This window comes from Streptomyces sp. NPDC050422 (assembly GCF_044458665.1).
Classification (GTDB): Bacteria; Actinomycetota; Actinomycetes; order Streptomycetales; family Streptomycetaceae; genus Streptomyces.
The window spans coordinates 179,861-197,992 of sequence record NZ_JBITIE010000019.1 but is presented as its reverse complement, the minus strand read 5'-3'; the positions used below and the strand labels follow the sequence as shown (position 1 = coordinate 197,992).

General features: G+C 71.0%; 16 protein-coding genes and 1 pseudogene. 12 read left to right on the top strand and 5 right to left on the bottom strand.

The genetic code is table 11. From position 1 onward, the window contains the following. Nucleotides 1–41: 41 nt before the first annotated feature. The 3 genes and pseudogenes from ACIBJG_RS28875 to ACIBJG_RS28865 form a co-directional block, all read left to right on the top strand. Nucleotides 42–1,334: a histidine kinase dimerization/phospho-acceptor domain-containing protein gene (locus tag ACIBJG_RS28875; protein ID WP_399311789.1), complete on the top strand. Its 1,293-nt coding sequence runs from the start codon at nt 42–44 to the stop codon at nt 1,332–1,334. A 702-nt stretch (nt 1,335–2,036) separates the two neighbouring features. After that, complete coding sequence (locus tag ACIBJG_RS28870) at nt 2,037–3,701, top strand: hypothetical protein (RefSeq protein WP_399311787.1); 1,665 nt, start codon at nt 2,037–2,039, stop codon at nt 3,699–3,701. A gap of 84 nt (nt 3,702–3,785) precedes the next feature. Then, nucleotides 3,786–4,024 (top strand): annotated as a pseudogene (locus tag ACIBJG_RS28865) (phosphatidylglycerol lysyltransferase domain-containing protein); the annotation flags it as partial. An 876-nt stretch (nt 4,025–4,900) separates the two neighbouring features. Here ACIBJG_RS28865 and ACIBJG_RS28860 read toward each other — a convergent pair. Beyond that, nucleotides 4,901–5,662 carry a maleylpyruvate isomerase family mycothiol-dependent enzyme gene (locus tag ACIBJG_RS28860; RefSeq protein WP_399311786.1) on the bottom strand — a complete coding sequence of 254 codons (762 nt, stop codon included), beginning with the start codon at nt 5,660–5,662 and terminating at the stop codon, nt 4,901–4,903. A 481-nt stretch (nt 5,663–6,143) separates the two neighbouring features. Then, nucleotides 6,144–6,845: a 2-phosphosulfolactate phosphatase gene (locus tag ACIBJG_RS28855; protein WP_399311785.1), complete on the bottom strand. Its 702-nt coding sequence runs from the start codon at nt 6,843–6,845 to the stop codon at nt 6,144–6,146. 138 nt (nt 6,846–6,983) lie between these two features. Between ACIBJG_RS28855 and ACIBJG_RS28850 the strand changes: the two genes are divergently transcribed. Continuing rightward, complete coding sequence (locus tag ACIBJG_RS28850; protein WP_399311783.1) at nt 6,984–7,418, top strand: VOC family protein; 435 nt, start codon at nt 6,984–6,986, stop codon at nt 7,416–7,418. Nucleotides 7,419–7,606: 188 nt separating this feature from the next. On the opposite strand, the gene ACIBJG_RS28845 is transcribed toward ACIBJG_RS28850, so the two are convergent. Further along, entirely contained in the window at nt 7,607–8,650 is a 1,044-nt protein-coding gene (locus tag ACIBJG_RS28845; protein ID WP_399311782.1) for a serine hydrolase domain-containing protein, read from the bottom strand. Further along, complete coding sequence (locus ACIBJG_RS28840) at nt 8,647–9,567, bottom strand: IclR family transcriptional regulator (RefSeq protein ID WP_399311780.1); 921 nt, start codon at nt 9,565–9,567, stop codon at nt 8,647–8,649. Before ACIBJG_RS28840 ends, ACIBJG_RS28845 begins: the two co-directional genes overlap by 4 nt. Before the next feature lie 54 nt (nt 9,568–9,621). On the opposite strand from ACIBJG_RS28840, the gene ACIBJG_RS28835 reads away from it, so the two are divergent. From ACIBJG_RS28835 to ACIBJG_RS28815, 5 genes are read left to right on the top strand one after another with little or no spacing between them, the layout of a single operon-like run. After that, complete coding sequence (locus ACIBJG_RS28835) at nt 9,622–11,196, top strand: ABC transporter substrate-binding protein (RefSeq protein ID WP_399311778.1); 1,575 nt, start codon at nt 9,622–9,624, stop codon at nt 11,194–11,196. Further along, the gene (locus tag ACIBJG_RS28830; RefSeq protein WP_399311776.1) at nt 11,196–12,176 is read left to right on the top strand and encodes an ABC transporter permease; all 981 of its coding nucleotides are present in this window, start codon (nt 11,196–11,198) and stop codon (nt 12,174–12,176) included. Before ACIBJG_RS28835 ends, ACIBJG_RS28830 begins: the two co-directional genes overlap by 1 nt. Beyond that, on the top strand, nt 12,173–13,081 hold the full coding sequence (locus ACIBJG_RS28825) for an ABC transporter permease (protein WP_399311774.1): 909 nt from the start codon (nt 12,173–12,175) through the stop codon (nt 13,079–13,081). The genes ACIBJG_RS28830 and ACIBJG_RS28825 overlap by 4 nt, the downstream gene beginning before the upstream one ends. Then, entirely contained in the window at nt 13,078–13,905 is an 828-nt protein-coding gene (locus ACIBJG_RS28820) for an ATP-binding cassette domain-containing protein (protein WP_399311773.1), read from the top strand. The genes ACIBJG_RS28825 and ACIBJG_RS28820 overlap by 4 nt, the downstream gene beginning before the upstream one ends. Next, complete coding sequence (locus ACIBJG_RS28815; protein WP_399311772.1) at nt 13,902–14,720, top strand: ATP-binding cassette domain-containing protein; 819 nt, start codon at nt 13,902–13,904, stop codon at nt 14,718–14,720. The genes ACIBJG_RS28820 and ACIBJG_RS28815 overlap by 4 nt, the downstream gene beginning before the upstream one ends. A gap of 14 nt (nt 14,721–14,734) precedes the next feature. On the opposite strand, the gene ACIBJG_RS28810 is transcribed toward ACIBJG_RS28815, so the two are convergent. Further along, the gene (locus ACIBJG_RS28810; RefSeq protein ID WP_399311771.1) at nt 14,735–15,697 is read right to left on the bottom strand and encodes an ROK family protein; all 963 of its coding nucleotides are present in this window, start codon (nt 15,695–15,697) and stop codon (nt 14,735–14,737) included. A 41-nt stretch (nt 15,698–15,738) separates the two neighbouring features. On the opposite strand from ACIBJG_RS28810, the gene ACIBJG_RS28805 reads away from it, so the two are divergent. The 3 genes from ACIBJG_RS28805 to ACIBJG_RS28795 are packed head-to-tail and all read left to right on the top strand — an operon-like array spanning nt 15,739 to nt 18,109. Next, nucleotides 15,739–16,548, top strand: a complete 810-nt coding sequence (locus ACIBJG_RS28805; RefSeq protein ID WP_399311769.1) for a creatininase family protein — start codon at nt 15,739–15,741, stop codon at nt 16,546–16,548. A gap of 32 nt (nt 16,549–16,580) precedes the next feature. After that, a complete protein-coding gene (locus ACIBJG_RS28800) occupies nt 16,581–17,708 on the top strand; it encodes a mandelate racemase/muconate lactonizing enzyme family protein (RefSeq protein WP_399311767.1) in 1,128 nt (375 codons plus the stop codon). Continuing rightward, nucleotides 17,705–18,109 (top strand): RidA family protein, encoded by a 405-nt coding sequence (locus ACIBJG_RS28795; protein WP_399311766.1) that lies wholly within the window; start codon nt 17,705–17,707, stop codon nt 18,107–18,109. The genes ACIBJG_RS28800 and ACIBJG_RS28795 overlap by 4 nt, the downstream gene beginning before the upstream one ends. The last annotated feature ends 23 nt before the right edge of the window (nt 18,110–18,132 follow it).

Sequence of the window (18,132 nt, the reverse complement as noted above, 5' to 3'; positions counted from 1 at the left end):
CCGGAGCCCTCCAGTAGGCCCAACGCCCTCATGCTGAGCGCATGAGACAGCGTGTGGTCCGCGTAGCCCTGGTGGCCGCCTCGGTGGCCCTTGTCCTGTTGGCCGTTCCGCTCGCCGTGGTGATCCGGGCATCCTTCCTCGCCGATGAACGCGGTGAACTGGAGCGTGACGCCATGGCCACCGCCATCCGTGTGAGCCCCGACTTCACCGCCGGCGACCCCGTCGAACTGCCCCCGGGGCAATCCGAAGGACGAATCGGCCTCTACGACACGGCCCTGCGACTGCGTGCGGGCACAGGCCCGGGCACGGCCGATGCCGCCACCCGCCGCGCGTTTGCCGGAACCGTGGTGCTGCAGAGCGCCGGCGGCGAGCTCGTCTCTGCCGTTCCCGTCTCGCAAAATGAGCGCGTCATCGGCGTGGTCCGCGCGGCCGTCCCCACCCGCAGCGTGTGGAACCGGACCCTGGCGGCCTGGGCTGCTCTGCTGGCCACGGCCCTGATCGCACTCGGCGCCGCCATCCTCGTCGCCCGCCGCCAGGCCCGCGCCCTCACTGCCCCTCTGGAAGCCCTCTCCCACACGTCGCGGGCCGTCGCTGCTGGAGACCTGAGTGCCCGAGCAGCGACCTGCGCGATCCCCGAGATCGATCAAGTAGCCACCGCGCACAACCTGATGGTCCACCAGCTGACCCAGATACTGCAGCACGAGCGCGACTTCACGGCCAATGCCTCCCATCAGCTGCGCACCCCCCTGACCGGGCTGCAACTGGGACTGGACGCAGCCCTGACCACCCCCGGTACGGACCTGCGAGCCGCCGTCGAAGAAGCCCTCGATCACACGCGGCACCTGAACAACACCATCGACGAGATCCTCCAACTGGCCCGAGCCGAACCGGTCAACAAGGCGCGTGCCTCATCCTGGCCTGTCGGCGAAGTCCTGCAACGCGCCGAGCGACGCTGGCACGGGCCCCTCGCCAAGGGCGGCCGCCGTCTCACCATCGCCTTCGATCCGGCAGTGGCCGCCCTGTCCGTCCCCGGACGCACCACCGACCAGATCCTTGACATCCTGCTCGACAACGCCAACCGACACGGCAACGGAACCGTCACGGTGAGCCTGCGCGACCTCGGTTCCGCGCTGGCACTCGACGTCGCCGACGAGGGCACGCCCACCCTCGACGCGAAGGCCGTCTTCGCACGCGGCGCGACCACCGGCCCCGGCTCGGGCATCGGGCTCGCTCTGGCGCGGGAGCTGGCAGTGGCTGCCGGGGCTCGCATCACGCTGAGCGGGACCGCGCCAACCCGGTTCACACTGCTGCTCCCGCAGTCCGGGAACGCGTGACACGGTTGGGCACAAGCTTCTGGAGGCCGCCCCAGCCTTTCAGCGACGCTGCGCCGTCCATGCAGTTGCCTCCACCCTCAACCCAGCAGCCTGGACCAACGACCACCGCCTCCTGACCCAACTGCTTTATGTCGACCGCGCCAACCTGTCCAATCAGTTGCAAGACGGCCATCTCCTTTTGGACCTGCACCGGGTCGGCGTCACCCCGATGCCCGGATCACCTGCCCGCATCCTGCAACAGCTCAAAGGCCGCCTGCCTCTCCACGGAGACCACCCAACAGATCCACCTTGACAGCTATTCAGCTGTCGTCGGCGGTGTCAGCCTGTCGAGCGCAGGTAGGACCGGCATCTCTGGTCCCGGCGCAACGTGAAGAAGCAGGAACCCACCGAGACGGCCGCCCGGGCCGTGGCAGGAATCCCCCGCCCTCCTCCAGAGCGGGGAGCGGAAGAGCAAAGGTCCCGACCGCACCGAGAATTGCCAGATCGGTGCCTATGCCACCCCGCGTTCTCGCTCTGATCGACCGTGAGCACTCAGGCCGTCTTCAACATGTTCCCCGACGCGACCGTGGCGCCGACGCACGCCCCGGCTTCGCCACTAGCCTCGTGTCGGTGCACATCAGAAGCAAGGCGTCAGGACGCGAACCGGCGCTCGATCACAGGCTCGAGTCAGGTTCCGGGCGCCCTCCAGGCACCAGCCCCACGGTGGAGAACGCTACCGCCGAGTACGGGAGTGGAAGGGCCGGCAGCGAGGCCGACCACCTGGGCGAGCCCCGCAACCCGGCCGCGCCCGATCCCTCCATCTCCAAATGGCGCGTCCCTCTCGCCGCAACCGCGGTCGCAACCCCCCTCTACGTTCTATGGGCGGCGCTTCTCGCTACTGGAGGAGGCGATCTCGCGGCTCAACTTGCGTGGGCCGGGTTCATGGCGCGCCACCCGGGATCCGCTTACAACCTGTCGTGGCACGGCGGCATGCACATCTTCAACTACAGCGTCCTCGCCCCGGTGGCCATGGCGACGTTCGGTGTCAGGACAGTGTCCGTGGCCGCCGGGCTCGCCGGGACGTGGACTCTAGCAACCCTTCTGGTCCGGGCGAAGGTCCGAGGCACGCTATGGTCCGCGCTACTGGCAGCGCTGGCTGTGTGGTGCAACGTGGCCTCCGGACGGACCACGTTCGCGCTGGGCGCGGCCTTCGGGCTGCTGGCGCTTCTCGCACTCCACATCCCGCACAGACGTGTGGCCACTGTGACGTGCGCGGTGCTGGCCGCTCTCAGCACATGTACAAGTCCGGTCGCCGGAGCCTTCCTCGCTGTGGCCGGTGCTGCGTATCTGCTGGACCGGCAGTGGGCGAAGGCGGCCTCACTCATCGCTCCACCGATCCTGCTGACCGGCGCGGTCACACTTCTGTTCCCTTTCTATGGCGAACAACCCATGCCCAGGGACAAGCTGTGGATTCCACTGACCCTCTGCGCTGCCCTGTGGTGGGCCGCGCCTCGCGGCTGGCGCCTCGTGCGCTACAGCGCCGTCGCCTACGCCGTCGCCGTCCTTGTGACGTACTCCCTCGCGTCACCGATGGGCGCGAACGTGGACCGGCTGGCCATACTCACAGGACCCCCTGTTCTACTTGCGACGTTGCTGGCCCGCCTCCCGGTCCGTGCACCGCGTCACGCCCTCCCCCACGCCGTACTGGCGGCCGTGCTGGCCACCTGCACAGGCTGGATGATCAGCAACACATACGACGATGTGGCTGCCTCCCGCCCCTTGCCGTCATGGGCCACACACACCGACGGTGTGATCGCCGCGCTCGACCAACTGCACGCGGACCGCTTTCGCGTCGAGGTCGTCCCCGCCCATAACCATCGCGAGGCATACCTTCTCGCCCCGCACGTCAATCTGGCACGCGGCTGGAACCGTCAGCTCGACGTCGAGCGTGGCCACCTCTTCTACGACGGCACATTCAGCGCCGCAAGGTACCGCGCATGGCTGGATCGTTGGGCGGTGGGTCTGATCGTCCTGCCTGCCGGCCACCCCGACGGCGCCGGCCTCGAAGAAGCCAACCTCGTCAAGAAGCCACCCGGCTGGCTCAAGCCCGTATGGCGAGACGACGGCTGGGCCATCTACCGCCTGCAGAAACCCGAACCACTAGTGTCCGCCCCGGCGACTGTCCTCCGTACAGACGAAGCGAGCCTGGTCGTACACATGCCCTCACCAGGGTCGACAATCGTAAAAATCGCCTACTCTCCTTGGCTCAACGCACCAGGGGCATGTATCGAACGCGTTGGTGCCTGGACTCGGCTCACGGTCCCCGAACCAGGGGACTATCGACTCGGCTCGGCCTATCGCCTCCCGAGATGGAACGGCTGCAGCTGAACATGGGGGCGGTGCGAACGCTCCGGGGCCCGACAACCAAGGCCCCTCCGACAACTTGGAGTCGTACCGCGAACGGCCTACTGAGTGGTCAGCGGGGTCTCGCTGCTTCCGGCAATCCGACCGGCGGCCCCAGAGGCATGGCCGGGAGCGATCGACCGCTGGCCGGCCCGCGCACACGACGGGACACCCTCCGTAATCGGGGCGGCTGAAGAAGGTGGCACCGTCTACGCCCCCACGGCCTCAACGCCCTGGAGTTGGGCGACGAGGCAATCGTCGACACTGACCGGCCTCGATCTGATCTCCCGGCAGGGCGAGCGATGCGAATCTCCCGGCCGGTGTCGTGACGGCGCCACCCCGGGAGATTCGGCGTGCTGTCGCCAAACGGGGTCGGCCCGGACGCAGCCGTTCCAGCTTCTCCCGCGGGGTGCCAATGCGACAGTGACGCGCGGCCACCTGGACGCACATCACCTGATCAGCGATCATCGGCGGGGCTTCGGACGACTGCCAGCGGACCGGTGGAACGGTGCCACAGTGTCACCAGGCAGACAGGCTGACCCTGCGGCTGCCGTATCTCGGCAGCCTCATCCCTGCGGGTCAAGAACCAGCGCCTGGCTTCCGTCGGCTACGTGTGTGCGTTCTCCGCATTGACCGCCTCATCCGGCGCCAAGGCCCACTATGACCGGCGACGCAACGACGGAGACCGCCACACCCCGCCCAGCACAACCTCTTCAACCGCATGATCGGCTGCCTCCACCACTGCCTCACCCAACGCATCCACTACGACGAAGCGACCGCCTTCCCCGCATCAGCGAACCAACAACTCCCCGCACACTTCATGCCCGGAGCCGGGCGACGGGGTCGCAGCCATGGATTCGCGGCTCGACCAAGACCACGGTCAGTAAAGTCCCTGAGAAGTCCCTGGCGATACCCGGCATACCCGATCTTCTCGCTGAACAGCAGGTCAGAGCCCTGGCTGCCCGTCGCTGTCTGATGTAGATCAACTTCATGGGGCGGCGGGGGCCGGGGGCTGAGTGACTGCGGGGCCAACGCTGCCGCAGAGGCGTTGACCAGGGATTTTTCATCGTTGAAGTCCCTGCGATGTCGCAGACCGCGAGTCTCCTGAATCTCTGTCTTCCTTGTCTCTTCACACAGACGATGCAGGACACATCCGGTCAGAGCCACTGGGCGGTATTGACTGGCTACTCCTCGGGCTCCCAGGCGATCAGCTGCTCGAGCACCTGCTGGTCGCCCTGGATCTTCAGGTCGCTCAGCGTGAGGCGGCCCCAGACGAAGAGGAGCAGCTGCTCGGCCGTGCCCGTCGCCGAAGCGGAGGCGGGTGCGGCGTCGTCCGTGAGGGGCGCGGGCCAGGCGCCGGTACCGTCCAGCGCGAGGAGCCAGGAGTGTCCCTCGGTGGCGTGGTAGTGGATGGTGGCGGCCTCGTGCGGCCAGGCCTCCGGGGTGGAGTTGCAGGTGTCGAGGAACTCGGCCACGCCGTCGATCGCGACGTCCGCCGGCATCGGCTGCACGGTGCCTGCGGCGAGCTGGGCGTCGTAGGTGTGCACCAGCAGCTCGTGCACCCGGCGCCGGGCAACGCCCCGGGCATTCGCCGGCGACACGCCGGCGCTCCACCACGTCCAGCACTCGCGCTCCGGGCCGGCCTCGCGCAGCGCACTCAGCAGCAGCTCGTTCGCCTCGGCGTACCAGGCCAGCAGCGCCTCGTGCTCGCGCGGCACCTCCGCGGCACCCTTGGCCGGGGGAGCCTCGGCCGGGCCCGCGGCGACGATCGCGGCCCACCAGCGCTGGCCCGTACCCAGGTGCTGCACCAGATCGAACAACGTCCACTCGGGGCAGGATGGCACCGGCGCGTCAAGGCTGGGCGCGGCGGCAACCGCACTCCGGAACGCGGCCGACCGCTCGTCCATCAGTTGCAGCAGGGCGGAATACTCAAGACTCTCTGTCATATCGCTTGCCTATCACCCCAGCTCAGCCGACTGCACCGTGTTTTCCAGGCCGTCAGCTGCGGGAGTTGAGGCACCGAGATCCTCGAGGACTCCGGCGTCATCGCAGTTGCGCTGCCTGAGTACGCCAACGACGCGCAGGCGTCCGATGGTGTTCGGCCCCGGAGGGCCGGGCGACTCCGGCGTGGACGCCGTGGTCACCGGGATCAGCCGGTTCAGTCCCGAAATCCGCCGCAGGTTCGACATCGTCAGCTTCGACCCTCGTGGCGTGGGCCGAAGCAACCCGGTGACCTGCTCCGGCGATCTGCTCGCCCGGCGTCCCTCACCACTCCTCAGGACTGCACGTCCGGACAACTCGTGCCGCGTGGTGGCACTGCCAGGCCCGTCAGGTAGCCGTTGACGGCGCGCTCCATGCAGGGGCCGCGGGTGGCCGGCCTCCGGACGACGCCGACAGCAGCCCCGACGGAGTACGGACTCGCCCTCGTCAGACCGGGGCCTCGCCCGTCGGTGAAGGCCACACATGTGGCCGCAGGACCATGAGCGAGCCCTCCGAGGTCGCCACCATGGCAAAGGGGAACCGGTCGAGCTCGACACAGAGGGCCACGTCATCAGGGTGGACTCCTTGACGCACACCCTCCGCCAGCTCGGTCGCGGCGCGCGACGTGGCAGCGCGGCGGAGGGAGTCAGCAGCATCGGTCACGGTTCCGGCGGCCCTCCCGGCGATGTACTGAGCGCACGCCAGGTCCTCATCGGCCCGACCGTCCTCGCCCGTGACGACGAACGTCACGCTGTCACTGCCGCGTGCCCGCAGGAGCCGAGCCGTTGCCTCCGCGACCACGAAGCCGGCGCACAGCACCAGGTGCGCGTCCTTCACCGCGAGCGCGCCGACCGTCCCTGCCGTGGTCTTCTGCACAACGGTCCGGCCGCCGAGGTCCATGGTCCGCAGCAGGCCCGGCGAGTTGACGGCGTCGAACCCGGGCGCGGGCGGACCGTCCTTGATCGCCACCCAGTCCGGGTGGCGTTCCTTGAGCGCCAGGGCCTCGTCGAGCGATTCGGCGAGAACGATTCGCTCCGCACCCTGGGCGAAGGCCCAGGCAGCGACGGTGAACGCGCGCATGACGTCCACCACCACCGCCACGGGAGGGACTTCGGCCAGATCGGCGATGCCGAGGAAACGAGTATTCATTCCGGTCATGATCGCGCACGACCGCCCGGGGACGCCCGGCGCGTGACGCGCATCACGCGATGAGTCGCGGCCGGCCATGCCTCCGGCCCGGGTGCGTGGCCGTGGAGTCGACGGAAGTCCCGCCGCTATGGTGGGCCGATGACGTCGATCAAGCAGTTCCAAGTCACCTTCGACTGCGCCGAACCTGAGCGCGTCGCCCGCTTCTGGTGCGAGGTGCTGGGGTATGTCGTATCGCCGCCGCCGGAGGGGTTCGACACGTGGGAGGCCTACAAGGACTCCCTGCCGCCCGGTCAGCAGCTGACAGGGTTCGCCTGCGCCGATCCCACGGGTGTGGGCCCGCGCATGTACTTCCAGCGCGTCCCCGAGGGCAAGGTCGTCAAGAACCGGGTGCACCTCGACGTACGGGTCGGCACCGGGCTCGTGGGCGAGGAGCGCCTCGCCGCACTGGAGTCCGAGTGCGCACGGCTGCTCCCGCTCGGCGCGGTACGCGGGCAACTGCTGCTTGCCGACGACGAGAACGAGTCGTGCCTCAACATGCAGGACGTCGAGGGCAACGAGTTCTGTCTCGACTGACCGGCAGGACCACCCGCCGCCCGGACCGGGTCAACCGGCGCGAGCAGCAGGTCTTGTGACGCTTCGTCAGGCAACGGCGGTTCCCTCGAGCTGGACCATCCGGCCGGGGATCGCCAGTCGCTTCACCCCTAGCCTCGTGGGCGCTCAGCACAGCAAGCGTCTCGGCAGCGAAATCGCGGGTGGCCCGCTCAGGCCCCGATCGTGTGGAAGTCCCGCCGCAGCTCAGCGAATCCGCGTTCCTCGCGGCTGGGATGGACGCGGTTCGTGAGCAGGATCGCGTAGCGGCCGGCCTCCGGGTCGATCCACAGGCTCGTGCCGGTGAAGCCCGTGTGCCCGTACGACGCCGGACCGAAGCTGTCGCCCACCGGCGAACCGGCCGGGTCCTGCCCCTGCCAGGCCAGTGCGCGGCGCAGGTTGAGGTGGTCCGTGCGCGGAGCGGTCATGACGGTCAGGGTGCCCGGCCTCAGAAGCGGCGGGCCACCGCCGAGCAGGCTGCACGCAAGCCGTTCCAGGTCCGCGAGGGTGGCGAAGAGGCCCGCGTGCCCGGCGACGCCGCCGAGCACCACCGCGTTCTCGTCGTGCACCTCGCCGACGACGGTCCGGCCGCGCCAGGGGCAGGCTTCGGTGGCCACCGCGCGGGCGCGGCCCGCGGGCCCCGGCCGGAAACCGGTGTCGGTCAGGCCGAGGGGGGCGCTGACGAGGTCGTTCATCAGGTCGTCCAGGCCCTGGCCGGTGGCCTGTTCGGCGATGAGGCCGAGCAGGATGAAGCCCTGGGAGGAGTACGTGACCTGGGTTCCGGGCTCGGCATTGCGCGGCAGTGGACCGAGCGCCGTGAGCAGCGACTCGCGGGTGGGGTGGTCACGGTAGAGCGGGACACCGCCCGGCAGTCCGGAGGTGTGGTCGAGGAGTTGGGCGACCGTACGACCGGCATGCGGGCTGTCGGAGTAGCGAGCCAGGTGGTGCCCGACGGTGTCGTCGAGGCGGAGGACGCCCCGGTCGACGAGGGCCATGACGACCAGGCCGACGATCGGCTTGGTCACGGATGCGAGGTCCCAGAGGTCCTGGCCGTCAAGAGCCGGTCCGTCGAGCGCGCGGGTACCGGTCCAGCCGCGATCGTACGGCCCAGCGGCGTCGCCCAGCGACCAGGCGGCGCCCGAGTAGAGGCCCCGCGCCCGGCCGTCGTCCAGGAGCCCGCGGCGGGCGGCGGCGGGGGATCCGTCGTCGGCGCTCACCGCGTCTCCCTCGCCTCTTCGCGTCCGTTCACAGGCATCCTGGCGCCGTTGTCGCCGCCCGCGGGGCGCTCCGGGACCAGCCCCAGCCGTACGCCGGGCTGCGCGGCCAGGCTCGCCGACACCGCGGCGGCGGCGGAGTGCACCATCGGCCCGTACAGCCGCGCGGCCGCTTCGTCGAGCGTGAAGGCGAGCCCGGTCAGCACCAGGGCACCGACCGCGCGGCCCGTCGCGTCGCGCACCGGGGCGGCGAGCGCGCGCCGGTCGAACCAGGCGTCGCTGCCGTCGAAGGCGTAGCCGTCACTGGTCGCCGAGGCCAGGGCCTCACGGGTCGTGTCGTCGGCGGGTGCTCCGTCGGGGCCGGCCGACAGGAGTTCGCACTCCTCGGCCGGCAGAGCGGCCAGCAGGGCGAGGCCCGCCGCTCCTGCGGTCACGTGTTCGCGGGAGCCGGGGGGCAGGGCGAGCCCGAGTCCTTGCGCCGGCGCGCGCACGTCGAGATGAATGACGGTGCGGTCGTCACGCACCGCGTACGAGGCGAACAGGCCGGTGCGTACGCGGAGTTCGTCCAGAACCGGGCCGACCCGGCGCAGCACGGCGTCGTCGGCGAGCGCGCCCGCAGCGAGCCCGAGGAGCCGAGGCCCCGGCCGGTAGCTGCCGCCGGTGGCCGCTTCGGCGTAACCCGACGCGGCAAGGGCGCGCAGCAGGCGGTGCACGGTGGGTTTGGCGAGTCCCGTCCGGCGGGCGAGGTCCGCAAGGCGGTGCGGCGCACCCGGGCCGGCGAGGGCCGCCAGCACTTCCATCGCTTTGTCGACCGGGCCGGGCGCGGGCGGAGCAGCGTCCGGACTCGGGCCTTCGGACACGGCGGCTGACGCGGCGGCGGGAGGCCGCTGCTGCGGACGACTGTTGACCGGTTTCCCCATGTGGCCTACCTTACCCGAACTGCATTCCATTCACCGGAACGAGCGTGTTGTCCAATGGAACGAATATGTGAAGGGGGAGGCGGCCCGCGCGTCGGGTACTCCCGCCGTTCGGCGCTGCGCCTGAGCGGTCTCGCGGTGCCCGCCCTCGTCGCCCCGGCCCTGCTCGCCGGATGCGGAGCGCCGTCCGCGGCCTCCGCCGGCAACGTGCTGCGGGTCTCCCAGACCGGGGACCCCAAGACGATGGACCCGCACAAACAGGGCGACATGACGTCGATGAACGCCCTGATCAACATGTTCGACACGCTCACCACGCGGGGCCGCGACAACTCCCTCCAGCCACGGATCGCCGTCTCCTGGAAGGCCGTCGGGCCGAAGGTGTGGCGGTTCGAGCTGCGCCGCGGCGTCACCTTCCACAACGGCGAGCCGTGCGACGCGGAGGCGGTCCGGTTCAGCATCGAGCGGCTGCTCGACCCTGCCACCAAGTCACCCATCGTGGAGCTGCGTTACGTCGAGCGCGTCACCGTGGCCGACCGGTACACGGTGGATGTGCACACCTCGGTGCACGATCCGATCCTGCCCGCCAAACTCTCCCTGTTCGGCGGCGTCGTCGTACCCCCGCGCTACCTGGCGAAGGTCGGCGACGAGGGCTTCGCCGCACACCCTGTGGGTACCGGCCCGTTCACGTTCCGGCGCTGGCAGCGCGACCACGAACTGCGCCTCGCCGCCTACGACCACCACTGGCAGGGCCGCCCGCACGTCGACGAGCTCGTCTTCGTGCCCGCCCCCAACTCGTCGTCCGCACTGGCCGCACTGCAGAGCGGCGGCGTCGACATCGTGGCGGGCATGACCCCGGACGCCGCCCAGCAGCTGGCCGGATACCCGGGCGTGCGGATCGACCATCACACCGGCATCCGTACCTCGTACCTGTCGCTCGACACCCTGGCCGAGGGGCCGTTGCGCGACCGGCGCGTGCGGCAGGCGCTCAACCACGCAGTCGACGTGCCCCTGCTCATCAAGGCGGTGCTCGGCGGCAACGCCACCGAGGTCCCGGCGATGATCCCGCGCGGCGCGTTCGGCTTCGACACGTCCGTGAAGCCGTACGAGCGTTCGCTCGCGAAGGCCCGCGCGCTGCTCGCCGAGGCCGGACATCCCGACGGCATCAGCACCTCGATCACCGCCTCCAACCTGGACGCGAACGTCGCCGAGGCCATCTCGGGCCTGCTGGCCCGCGCCGGTATCCGCGCCAAGGTGAACCTGCTCGACCCGGGCACGTACTCCCAGCGCCTGACCTCCTCCAACCACGGCGCTCTCGGCCCGATGTACCTGGCCGCGTCCACCGTCTGGACCATGGATGGCGAGAGCATGCTCCAGTCGAACGTGCGCAGCGACCGGCGGCAGAGCCGCTGGCACAACAAGCGCGCCGACCAACTCGTGGACCGCGAGGAGCTGTCCGTGGATCCGGCCGTGCGCCGCCGCGCCTTCTCCGAACTTCAGCAACTGATCAAGGACGAGGCGCCGTTCGTGCCCCTCTACCAGATCGACAACATCTATGTGCACAACACCCGGCCGAGCTGGACGCCCGGCGCCGCAGGGGTGCTGGACATGGCGAGCGCGAAGGTGGCCGTGTGATGAGCCAGACCCTGACCGCGCCCGGTGTGCGGGTCACCGGGCCCAGTCGCGCGTGGACCGTGCTGCGGCCCGCCGTCTCCCGCCTGGGCACCGCGCTGCTGGTGCTGCTGTGCACCGCGACCGTCGCGTTCTTCCTGGTGCGCCTGTCCGGCGACCCGGTGAAGGTGATGCTGCCGCCCGACGCCACCGCCCAGCAGGAGAACGTGCTCCGGCACAGCCTCGGCCTGGACCGGCCGCTCGTCACGCAGTATCTGGACTATCTGTGGGGCCTCCCGCGCTTCGACTTCGGCAACTCCCTCTTCTACAACCAGCCGGTCCGCGCGGTTCTCGCCGACCGCATCCCGGCCACCCTGCTCCTCGCGGCGGGCGCCCTCGTGGTGACGCTGGTGATCGCTCTGCCCGCCGGCACCATCGCGGCGATGCGGCGCGGCAAGGCCGCGGACCGCGGTGTCATCACGGCCGTCCTGATCGGCCAGTCGACTCCCGCGTTCTGGGTGGGCATCCTGCTCATCCTCGTGTTCGCGGTCGGTCTGCACGCGCTCCCCGCCTCCGGATACGGCACGTTCGCGCATCTGGTGCTGCCGTCGATCACGCTGGCCGTCTACTCGGTCGCCGTCGTCGCGCGGCTGCTGCGCTCCTCGCTGATCGACGTGCTCGGCTCCGACCACATCCGTACGGCCCGCGCCCGCGGCCTCGGCCCGGTGCGCACGGTGCTGCGGCACGGGCTGCGCAACGCGTCGCTGCCCGTGGTGACCGTCGTCGGCCTGGAGGTCGGCAGCCTGCTCGGCGGCGCGATCCTCACCGAGCAGGTCTTCTCCTGGCCGGGTGTCGGCCAGCTGACCGTGCAGGCCATCGCCAACCGCGATTTCCCCCTGGTACAGGGCACCGTGCTGCTGTTCGCCGCCACGTTCGTCGTGGTGAACCTGCTCGTGGACCTGTCCTACGGCCTCCTCGACCCGAGGGTGAGGAACTCCCGATGACCACCACCACCGCCCCCGCGGCCACCGCCGCAGCCCCGGCTCCTGCCTCGGCCGCGCCGTCCGTGCTGCGCTCGCTGCTGCGCAACCGGCTCGCCGCCGTCGCGCTCCTCTTCCTCCTCCTGATCGTCGTGTGCGCCCTCTTCGCGCCCCTGATCGCTCCCGCCGACCCGGGCGCCCAGAACCTGCTGGGCCGGCTCCGGCCCCCCGCCTGGCAGTCCGGCGGCAGCGCGGACCACCTCCTCGGCACCGATCAGCTCGGCCGCGACCTGCTCGCCAGGGTCATCTACGGCACCCGGGTCTCGCTGCTCGTCGGGGCCGGAGCGGCCCTGCTGGCCGGGGTCATCGGGACCGTCGCGGGCCTCGCCTCCGGCTACCTCGGCGGCTGGACCGACCGCGTCGTCATGCGCGTCGCGGACGTCCAGCTGGCTTTCCCCGCGATCCTGCTGGCGCTCGCCGTCGTCGGCTTCGTCGGCTCGGGCCTCGGCTACGTCATCCTGGTGATCGGCATCACCGGCTGGGTGTCGTACGCCCGCGTGGTGCGCTCCGAAGTGCTGTCGCTGCGCACCCGCGACTTCATCACCGAGGCCCGCGCGATCGGCGTCGGCGACCGGGCGATCATGCGCCGGCACCTGCTGCCCAACGTCATGGCACCGCTGGCCACGATCGGCACCCTGCACATCGCGTCGGCCATCGTCGCCGAGGCCTCGCTGAGCTACCTGGGCCTCGGCGTTCCGAAGGAGACGGTGACCTGGGGCGGGATGCTCTCGGACGGGCAGCTCTACCTCGGCACGTCCTGGTGGATCGCCGTCTTCCCCGGCATCGCGCTCATGTTCACCTCGCTGTCCATCAACATCCTGGGCGACGCGCTGCGCGACGTCGCGGACCCGAAGGCGTACCGCCGATGACCGACTCCGCACAGACCCCGCCGACCACACCCGTCCTCGAATTCCGGGACCTGCGCGTCGACTTCGCGCTCGCCTCCTCGACCGTGCACGCGGTACGCGGGGTGAGCTTCGCGGTGAACGCCGGCGAGACCCTCGCCGTCGTCGGCGAGTCCGGCAGCGGCAAGTCGGCCACCGCACTGTCCGCACTGCGTCTCAACCCCGAACCGCCGTGCGTGTACGCCGGAGGGCAGGTGCTGCTCGACGGCAAGGACGTACTCGCCCTGCGCGAGAAGGAGTTGCGCAAAGTCCGCGGGGCACGGATCTCCATGGTCTTCCAGGACCCGATGACCAGCCTCGACCCCTTGCAGCGGGTGGGCGACCAGGTGTCCGAGGTGCTGCGGCTGCACGGCGACCACACCCGCGCCGAGGCCCGCCGGGCGGCGCTGACCGCACTGGACGAGGTCGGCATCCCCGACCCTGAACGGCGCTACGGCCAGTACCCGCACGAACTCTCCGGCGGTCTGCGCCAGCGCGTCATGATCGCCTCCGCGCTCGTGGCCCGCCCCAGCGTCCTCATCGCCGACGAGCCCACCACGGCGCTCGACGTGACCGTGCAGCGGCAGATCCTGGAGCTGCTCGTGAGCCTCCAGCGACGCCACGGCATGGCCGTCCTGCTGATCACCCACGACCTGGGCGTCGTCGCCGAGACCGCCGACCGGGTCGTCGTCATGCGGCACGGCGAGGTCGTCGAGACCGGCGACGTGCAGCAGGTGTTCACCCGCCCCACCGCTCCGTACACCCGCGATCTGCTGGCCGCCACTCCCCGACTGGAGCCCGTCGCATGACCACGAACCCGCTGCTGGAATTCGACGGACTGCGCAAGGAGTTCCCCGGCCGCCCGCCGAGCGTCGCCGTCGACGACGTCTCCCTCACCGTCCGGGAGGGCGAGACCTTCGCCCTGGTCGGCGAGTCCGGCTGCGGCAAGACCACGCTGACGCGGCTGCTGCTGCGGCTGCTCGAACCCACCGCGGGCAGCGTGCGGTTCGACGGCACGGACCTGCTGGCGCTGAACGGCGCCGCGCTGAAGCCGCTGCGCCGGCAGATGCAGGTCGTGCTCCAGGACCCGTACTCCAGCATGAATCCGCGGATGCGGATCGCCGACATCGTCGGGGAGCCGCTCGTCACCCACGAGGAGTGGGCGCGTGGGCGGCGCGGCCGGGCCAGGGTGCGCGACCGGGCCGGCGAGCTCCTGGACTCCGTCGGCCTGGACGCGAGCATCCTGGACCGGTATCCGCACGAATTCTCCGGCGGTCAGCGCCAGCGCATCTCCATCGCGCGGGCTCTGGCGCTGGAACCGCGGCTGGTCGTGCTCGACGAGCCGACGAGCGCGCTCGACGTGTCCGTGCAGGCCCGCGTCCTCGACCTGCTCGCCGAACTCCAGGACCGCCTCGGGCTGACCTACTTCTTCATCTCGCACAACCTGGCGGTCGTCCGCCAGATCGCCGACCGGGTGGCCGTGATGCGCCAGGGCCGCATCGTCGAGTCCGGCACCGCCGACCAGGTGTTCACCGCGCCCGAGGACGCGTACACCCGGCGGCTCCTGGACGCCGTACCGGTCCCCGACCCCGGGCGCCGGATCCTGGGGAGCGTTCCGGCATGAGCTCCGGAAAAGCTCTAGGACCGGGGCCCCGACAGGACCAGGCCCGCCGCCCCGAGCAGGGCGCCGGTGTCCGCGGCCTCGCCGAGCACCACGGTGGGGACCTCACCCCCGCCGAGCACATCGGCGCGCAGCCGGGACTCGACCAGGGCCCGGAACGGCTCACCGCCGTCGAGCGCCTCGCCGTGCAGCACGAACAGTCCGCAGGCGAAGAGCTGCTGGACGGTGGCCAGGCCGAGCACCAGGTTCTCCGCGTACCGCGCGACGAGATCCGCGGCGGCCGGGGCGCCGGACGCCGTCAGGGCCGCCAGGGTGCCCGCCCCGGGAGCGAACCCCTGCTCGGCGGCGCGCTCGCACAGCCAGCGGGTCGTCGCCACGGTCTTCCAGCAGCCGCGCCGTCCGCAGGTGCAGAGCTCACCGCTCGCGGTGACCGTCATATGGGCGCCGCTGCGGCCGCCGGCGGGGGCCAGCACCTCGCCCTCGTACTGGATGCCGACGCCGAGGACCTCACCGGTCGCGACGGAGGCGAACGAGCGCCGGCCGCGCCCCGCGCCGAACCAGCGGTCGCCGAGCACCTGAACCCGTGCCCGGTGCTCGATCCGCACCGGAACGCCGGTCAGCTCCGCGAGCCGGCACGCCACCGGGTAGCCGCGCAGCGCCGGGGCGTCGTTCACCTCGATGATCCGGCCCGCCGCCGGGTCCACCACACCGGCGGCGGCCACGCCCACGCCGAGCAGGTCCTGCCCCGCGAACACGGCGGCCGCCTCCCGCAGCGCCGCGTCGACGACGGCCGGGTCCGCGCTGCCCGCGTCGAAGCGGGCCTCCGTCCGCTCGCGGACGGCTCCGGCGCGGGTGAGCAGCGCGGTGCGCACGAGCCCGGGCAGCACTTCGGCGGCGCCCAGCACACCGACGTCCCGACCGGCCGGCTCCTCCGGCTGCGGATCGGGCACCAACCGCAAAGGAATACGTTCATGCGCCATGCGCCGACTCTGTCATGCCTCCGGACCGGGGAGACAGTGGCATGACCCACCGCAATCTGACCGAGGCCACCTGGCGCGAGACGCGGGCGGCGGGGGCCGACTCGATCGCCGTCCTGCCGATCGGTTCGCAGGAGCAGCACGCCGAGCACCTGCCCATGGGCACGGACACGATGCTCGCCGACGCCATCGTCTCCCGGGCTCTGGCCCTGCTCGACGAGCGGGCCGCCGCGGGAGAGGACGTGCCCGGTCTCGTACGCCTGCCGACGCTGCCGTACGGGCACAGCCCGCACCATCTGTTCGCGGCGGCGCTGACCCTGTCCGCGCCGGTCCTCGGCCTGGTCCTGGACGAGCTCCTCGACTCGTTGGCCGCCTGCGGCTACCGCCGGGTGCTCGTCGTCAACGGACACGGCGGCAACGACGAGATCATGCGCCTCGCGGTCAAGCGGTTCGCGCTGCGCGCCGACGTGACGGCTGCCGCCTGCTCGTACTGGACGCTGACGGACACCGGTGAGCCCGAGGCGGACGCGGATACCCCGGACGAACAGCACGCCGAGCTGGTGCCCGGGCACGCCGGCTGGTTCGAGACGTCGCTGATGCTGGCCGCGCATCCGGCGCTGGTACGGACCGAGCGGGCCCGGCACGCGCCGGTCGAGCCGCCTCCCCTGTTCGACAAGCCGCCCTACCCCGGGCTGACCGTGGAGCGGCACGGCGAGTGGGAGCGGGTGGGCGGCGCCACCGACGACGCGGCCGGGGCCGACGCCGCGCACGGCGAGCGCCTGCTCGACCGGCGCGCCCGCGGCCTGGCCCGCGCGGTCCTCGCCTTCGACGCCGCGTCGCGCCCCCTCGCCTGATCCTGCCGCCCCTCACACGTAAGGAACCGTCCATGAAGATCACCGAGGTCGACGTCCACGTCGTCAATCTGCCCCTGGTCAACCCGTTCACCAGCTCGTTCGAGACGAAGACCGGAGAGACGCGCACCGTCGTGCGCATCAGGACGGACACGGGCGTGGAGGGCTGGGGCGAGACGATGTGGGGCCGCCCGGTCGCCGCGATCGTCCGCGACCTCGCCGAGGACCTGATCGGCACCAGCCCGTTCGCCCTGGAGTCCTTCCACCGCCGCCACCACATGGTGCCGTTCTTCTACGGCTACCTGGGTTACGCCGCGCTGGCCGCGATCGACGTGGCCTGCTGGGACGCCATGGGCAAGGCCACCGGGCAGTCGGTGACCGACCTGCTGGGCGGACCGGTCCGCGGCGAGGTGCCGCTGACCGCGCTGATCACCCGGGCCGACGCACCCGGCGCCGCCGCGGGCGACCTGCCGCGGGCACTGGCCGAGCACACCGAGCGGGTGGTGGCCGAGGGCGGGTTCACGGCCGTGAAACTCAAGGGAACCAAGGACGTCCAGGGCGATGTCGCGATCCTGCAGGCGGTACGCGCCGCACTGCCCGAGGTGAACCTGCGCGTCGACCCGAACGCCGCCTGGTCGGTGCCGGACTCGATCCGGGCAGGCATCGCGCTGGAGGAGCTGGACCTGGAGTACCTGGAGGACCCGTGCGTCGGGATCGAGGGGATGAGCCAGGTCCGTCAGAAGGTGCGCATCCCGCTGTGCACCAACATGTGCGTGGTCCGCTTCGAGGACTTCGCGCCCGCGATGCGCCTCAACGCGGTCGACGTGATCCACGGTGACGTCTACAAGTGGGGCGGCATCGCTCCGACGAAGGCACTGGCCGCACACTGCGAGACGTTCGGCCTCGGCATGAACCTGCACAGCGGCGGCGAACTGGGCATCGCGACGGCCGCACATCTCGCGGTCGTCGCCAGCACCCCGGTGCTGTCGCGCGCCATCGACTCCATGTACTACCTGCACGCGGACGACATCATAGAGCCGCTCACGCTGGAGAACGGCAGCCTGCGGGTGCCGGACGGTCCGGGGCTAGGCGTCACCGTCGACGAGGCGAAGCTCCGCCACTACGCCGAGGTCAACGCACGCGAGGGAGACCTGACCAAGTGACGACCGACAGCCTCCGCACCGGCCGCCGGGCCGTCACCACGGCCGGTGCCCCCGCCCCGATCGGCGGGTACAGCCAGGGCATCGCGGCGGGCCCGTACCTGTTCACCTCCGGGTTCGGCCCGCAGGACCCGGTCACGGGCTCGCTGGGCGACACCATCGAGGAACAGACCCGCCAGGTCCTCGCGAACGTGAGCGCCCTCCTCGCCACGGACGGGCTGACGCTCGACGACGTGGTGAAGGCGACCGTCCATCTCCAGGACGTGCACCGTGACTTCGCCGGCTTCGACCGGATCTACCGGGAACACTTCGGCGACCCGCGTCCGGCACGCACCACGGTCGGCTCCGAACTGATGGGCATCCTCGTGGAGATCGACGTCGTGGCCCTGCGCCGGAACCCCTGATCCGGGACACGCGCGTGCGGGCC

Bases quoted from the DNA above. Each gene is read 5' to 3' on its own strand.
- ACIBJG_RS28875 (WP_399311789.1), top strand. From the start codon at position 42: ATGAGACAGCGTGTGGTCCGCGTAGCCCTGGTGGCCGCCTCGGTGGCC.
- ACIBJG_RS28860 (WP_399311786.1), bottom strand. From the start codon at position 5,662: ATGACAGAGAGTCTTGAGTATTCCGCCCTGCTGCAACTGATGGACGAG.
- ACIBJG_RS28855 (WP_399311785.1), bottom strand. From the start codon at position 6,845: ATGAATACTCGTTTCCTCGGCATCGCCGATCTGGCCGAAGTCCCTCCC.
- ACIBJG_RS28850 (WP_399311783.1), top strand. From the start codon at position 6,984: ATGACGTCGATCAAGCAGTTCCAAGTCACCTTCGACTGCGCCGAACCT.
- ACIBJG_RS28840 (WP_399311780.1), bottom strand. From the start codon at position 9,567: ATGGGGAAACCGGTCAACAGTCGTCCGCAGCAGCGGCCTCCCGCCGCC.
- ACIBJG_RS28835 (WP_399311778.1), top strand. From the start codon at position 9,622: ATGGAACGAATATGTGAAGGGGGAGGCGGCCCGCGCGTCGGGTACTCC.
- ACIBJG_RS28830 (WP_399311776.1), top strand. From the start codon at position 11,196: ATGAGCCAGACCCTGACCGCGCCCGGTGTGCGGGTCACCGGGCCCAGT.
- ACIBJG_RS28825 (WP_399311774.1), top strand. From the start codon at position 12,173: ATGACCACCACCACCGCCCCCGCGGCCACCGCCGCAGCCCCGGCTCCT.
- ACIBJG_RS28820 (WP_399311773.1), top strand. From the start codon at position 13,078: ATGACCGACTCCGCACAGACCCCGCCGACCACACCCGTCCTCGAATTC.
- ACIBJG_RS28815 (WP_399311772.1), top strand. From the start codon at position 13,902: ATGACCACGAACCCGCTGCTGGAATTCGACGGACTGCGCAAGGAGTTC.
- ACIBJG_RS28810 (WP_399311771.1), bottom strand. From the start codon at position 15,697: ATGGCGCATGAACGTATTCCTTTGCGGTTGGTGCCCGATCCGCAGCCG.
- ACIBJG_RS28805 (WP_399311769.1), top strand. From the start codon at position 15,739: ATGACCCACCGCAATCTGACCGAGGCCACCTGGCGCGAGACGCGGGCG.
- ACIBJG_RS28800 (WP_399311767.1), top strand. From the start codon at position 16,581: ATGAAGATCACCGAGGTCGACGTCCACGTCGTCAATCTGCCCCTGGTC.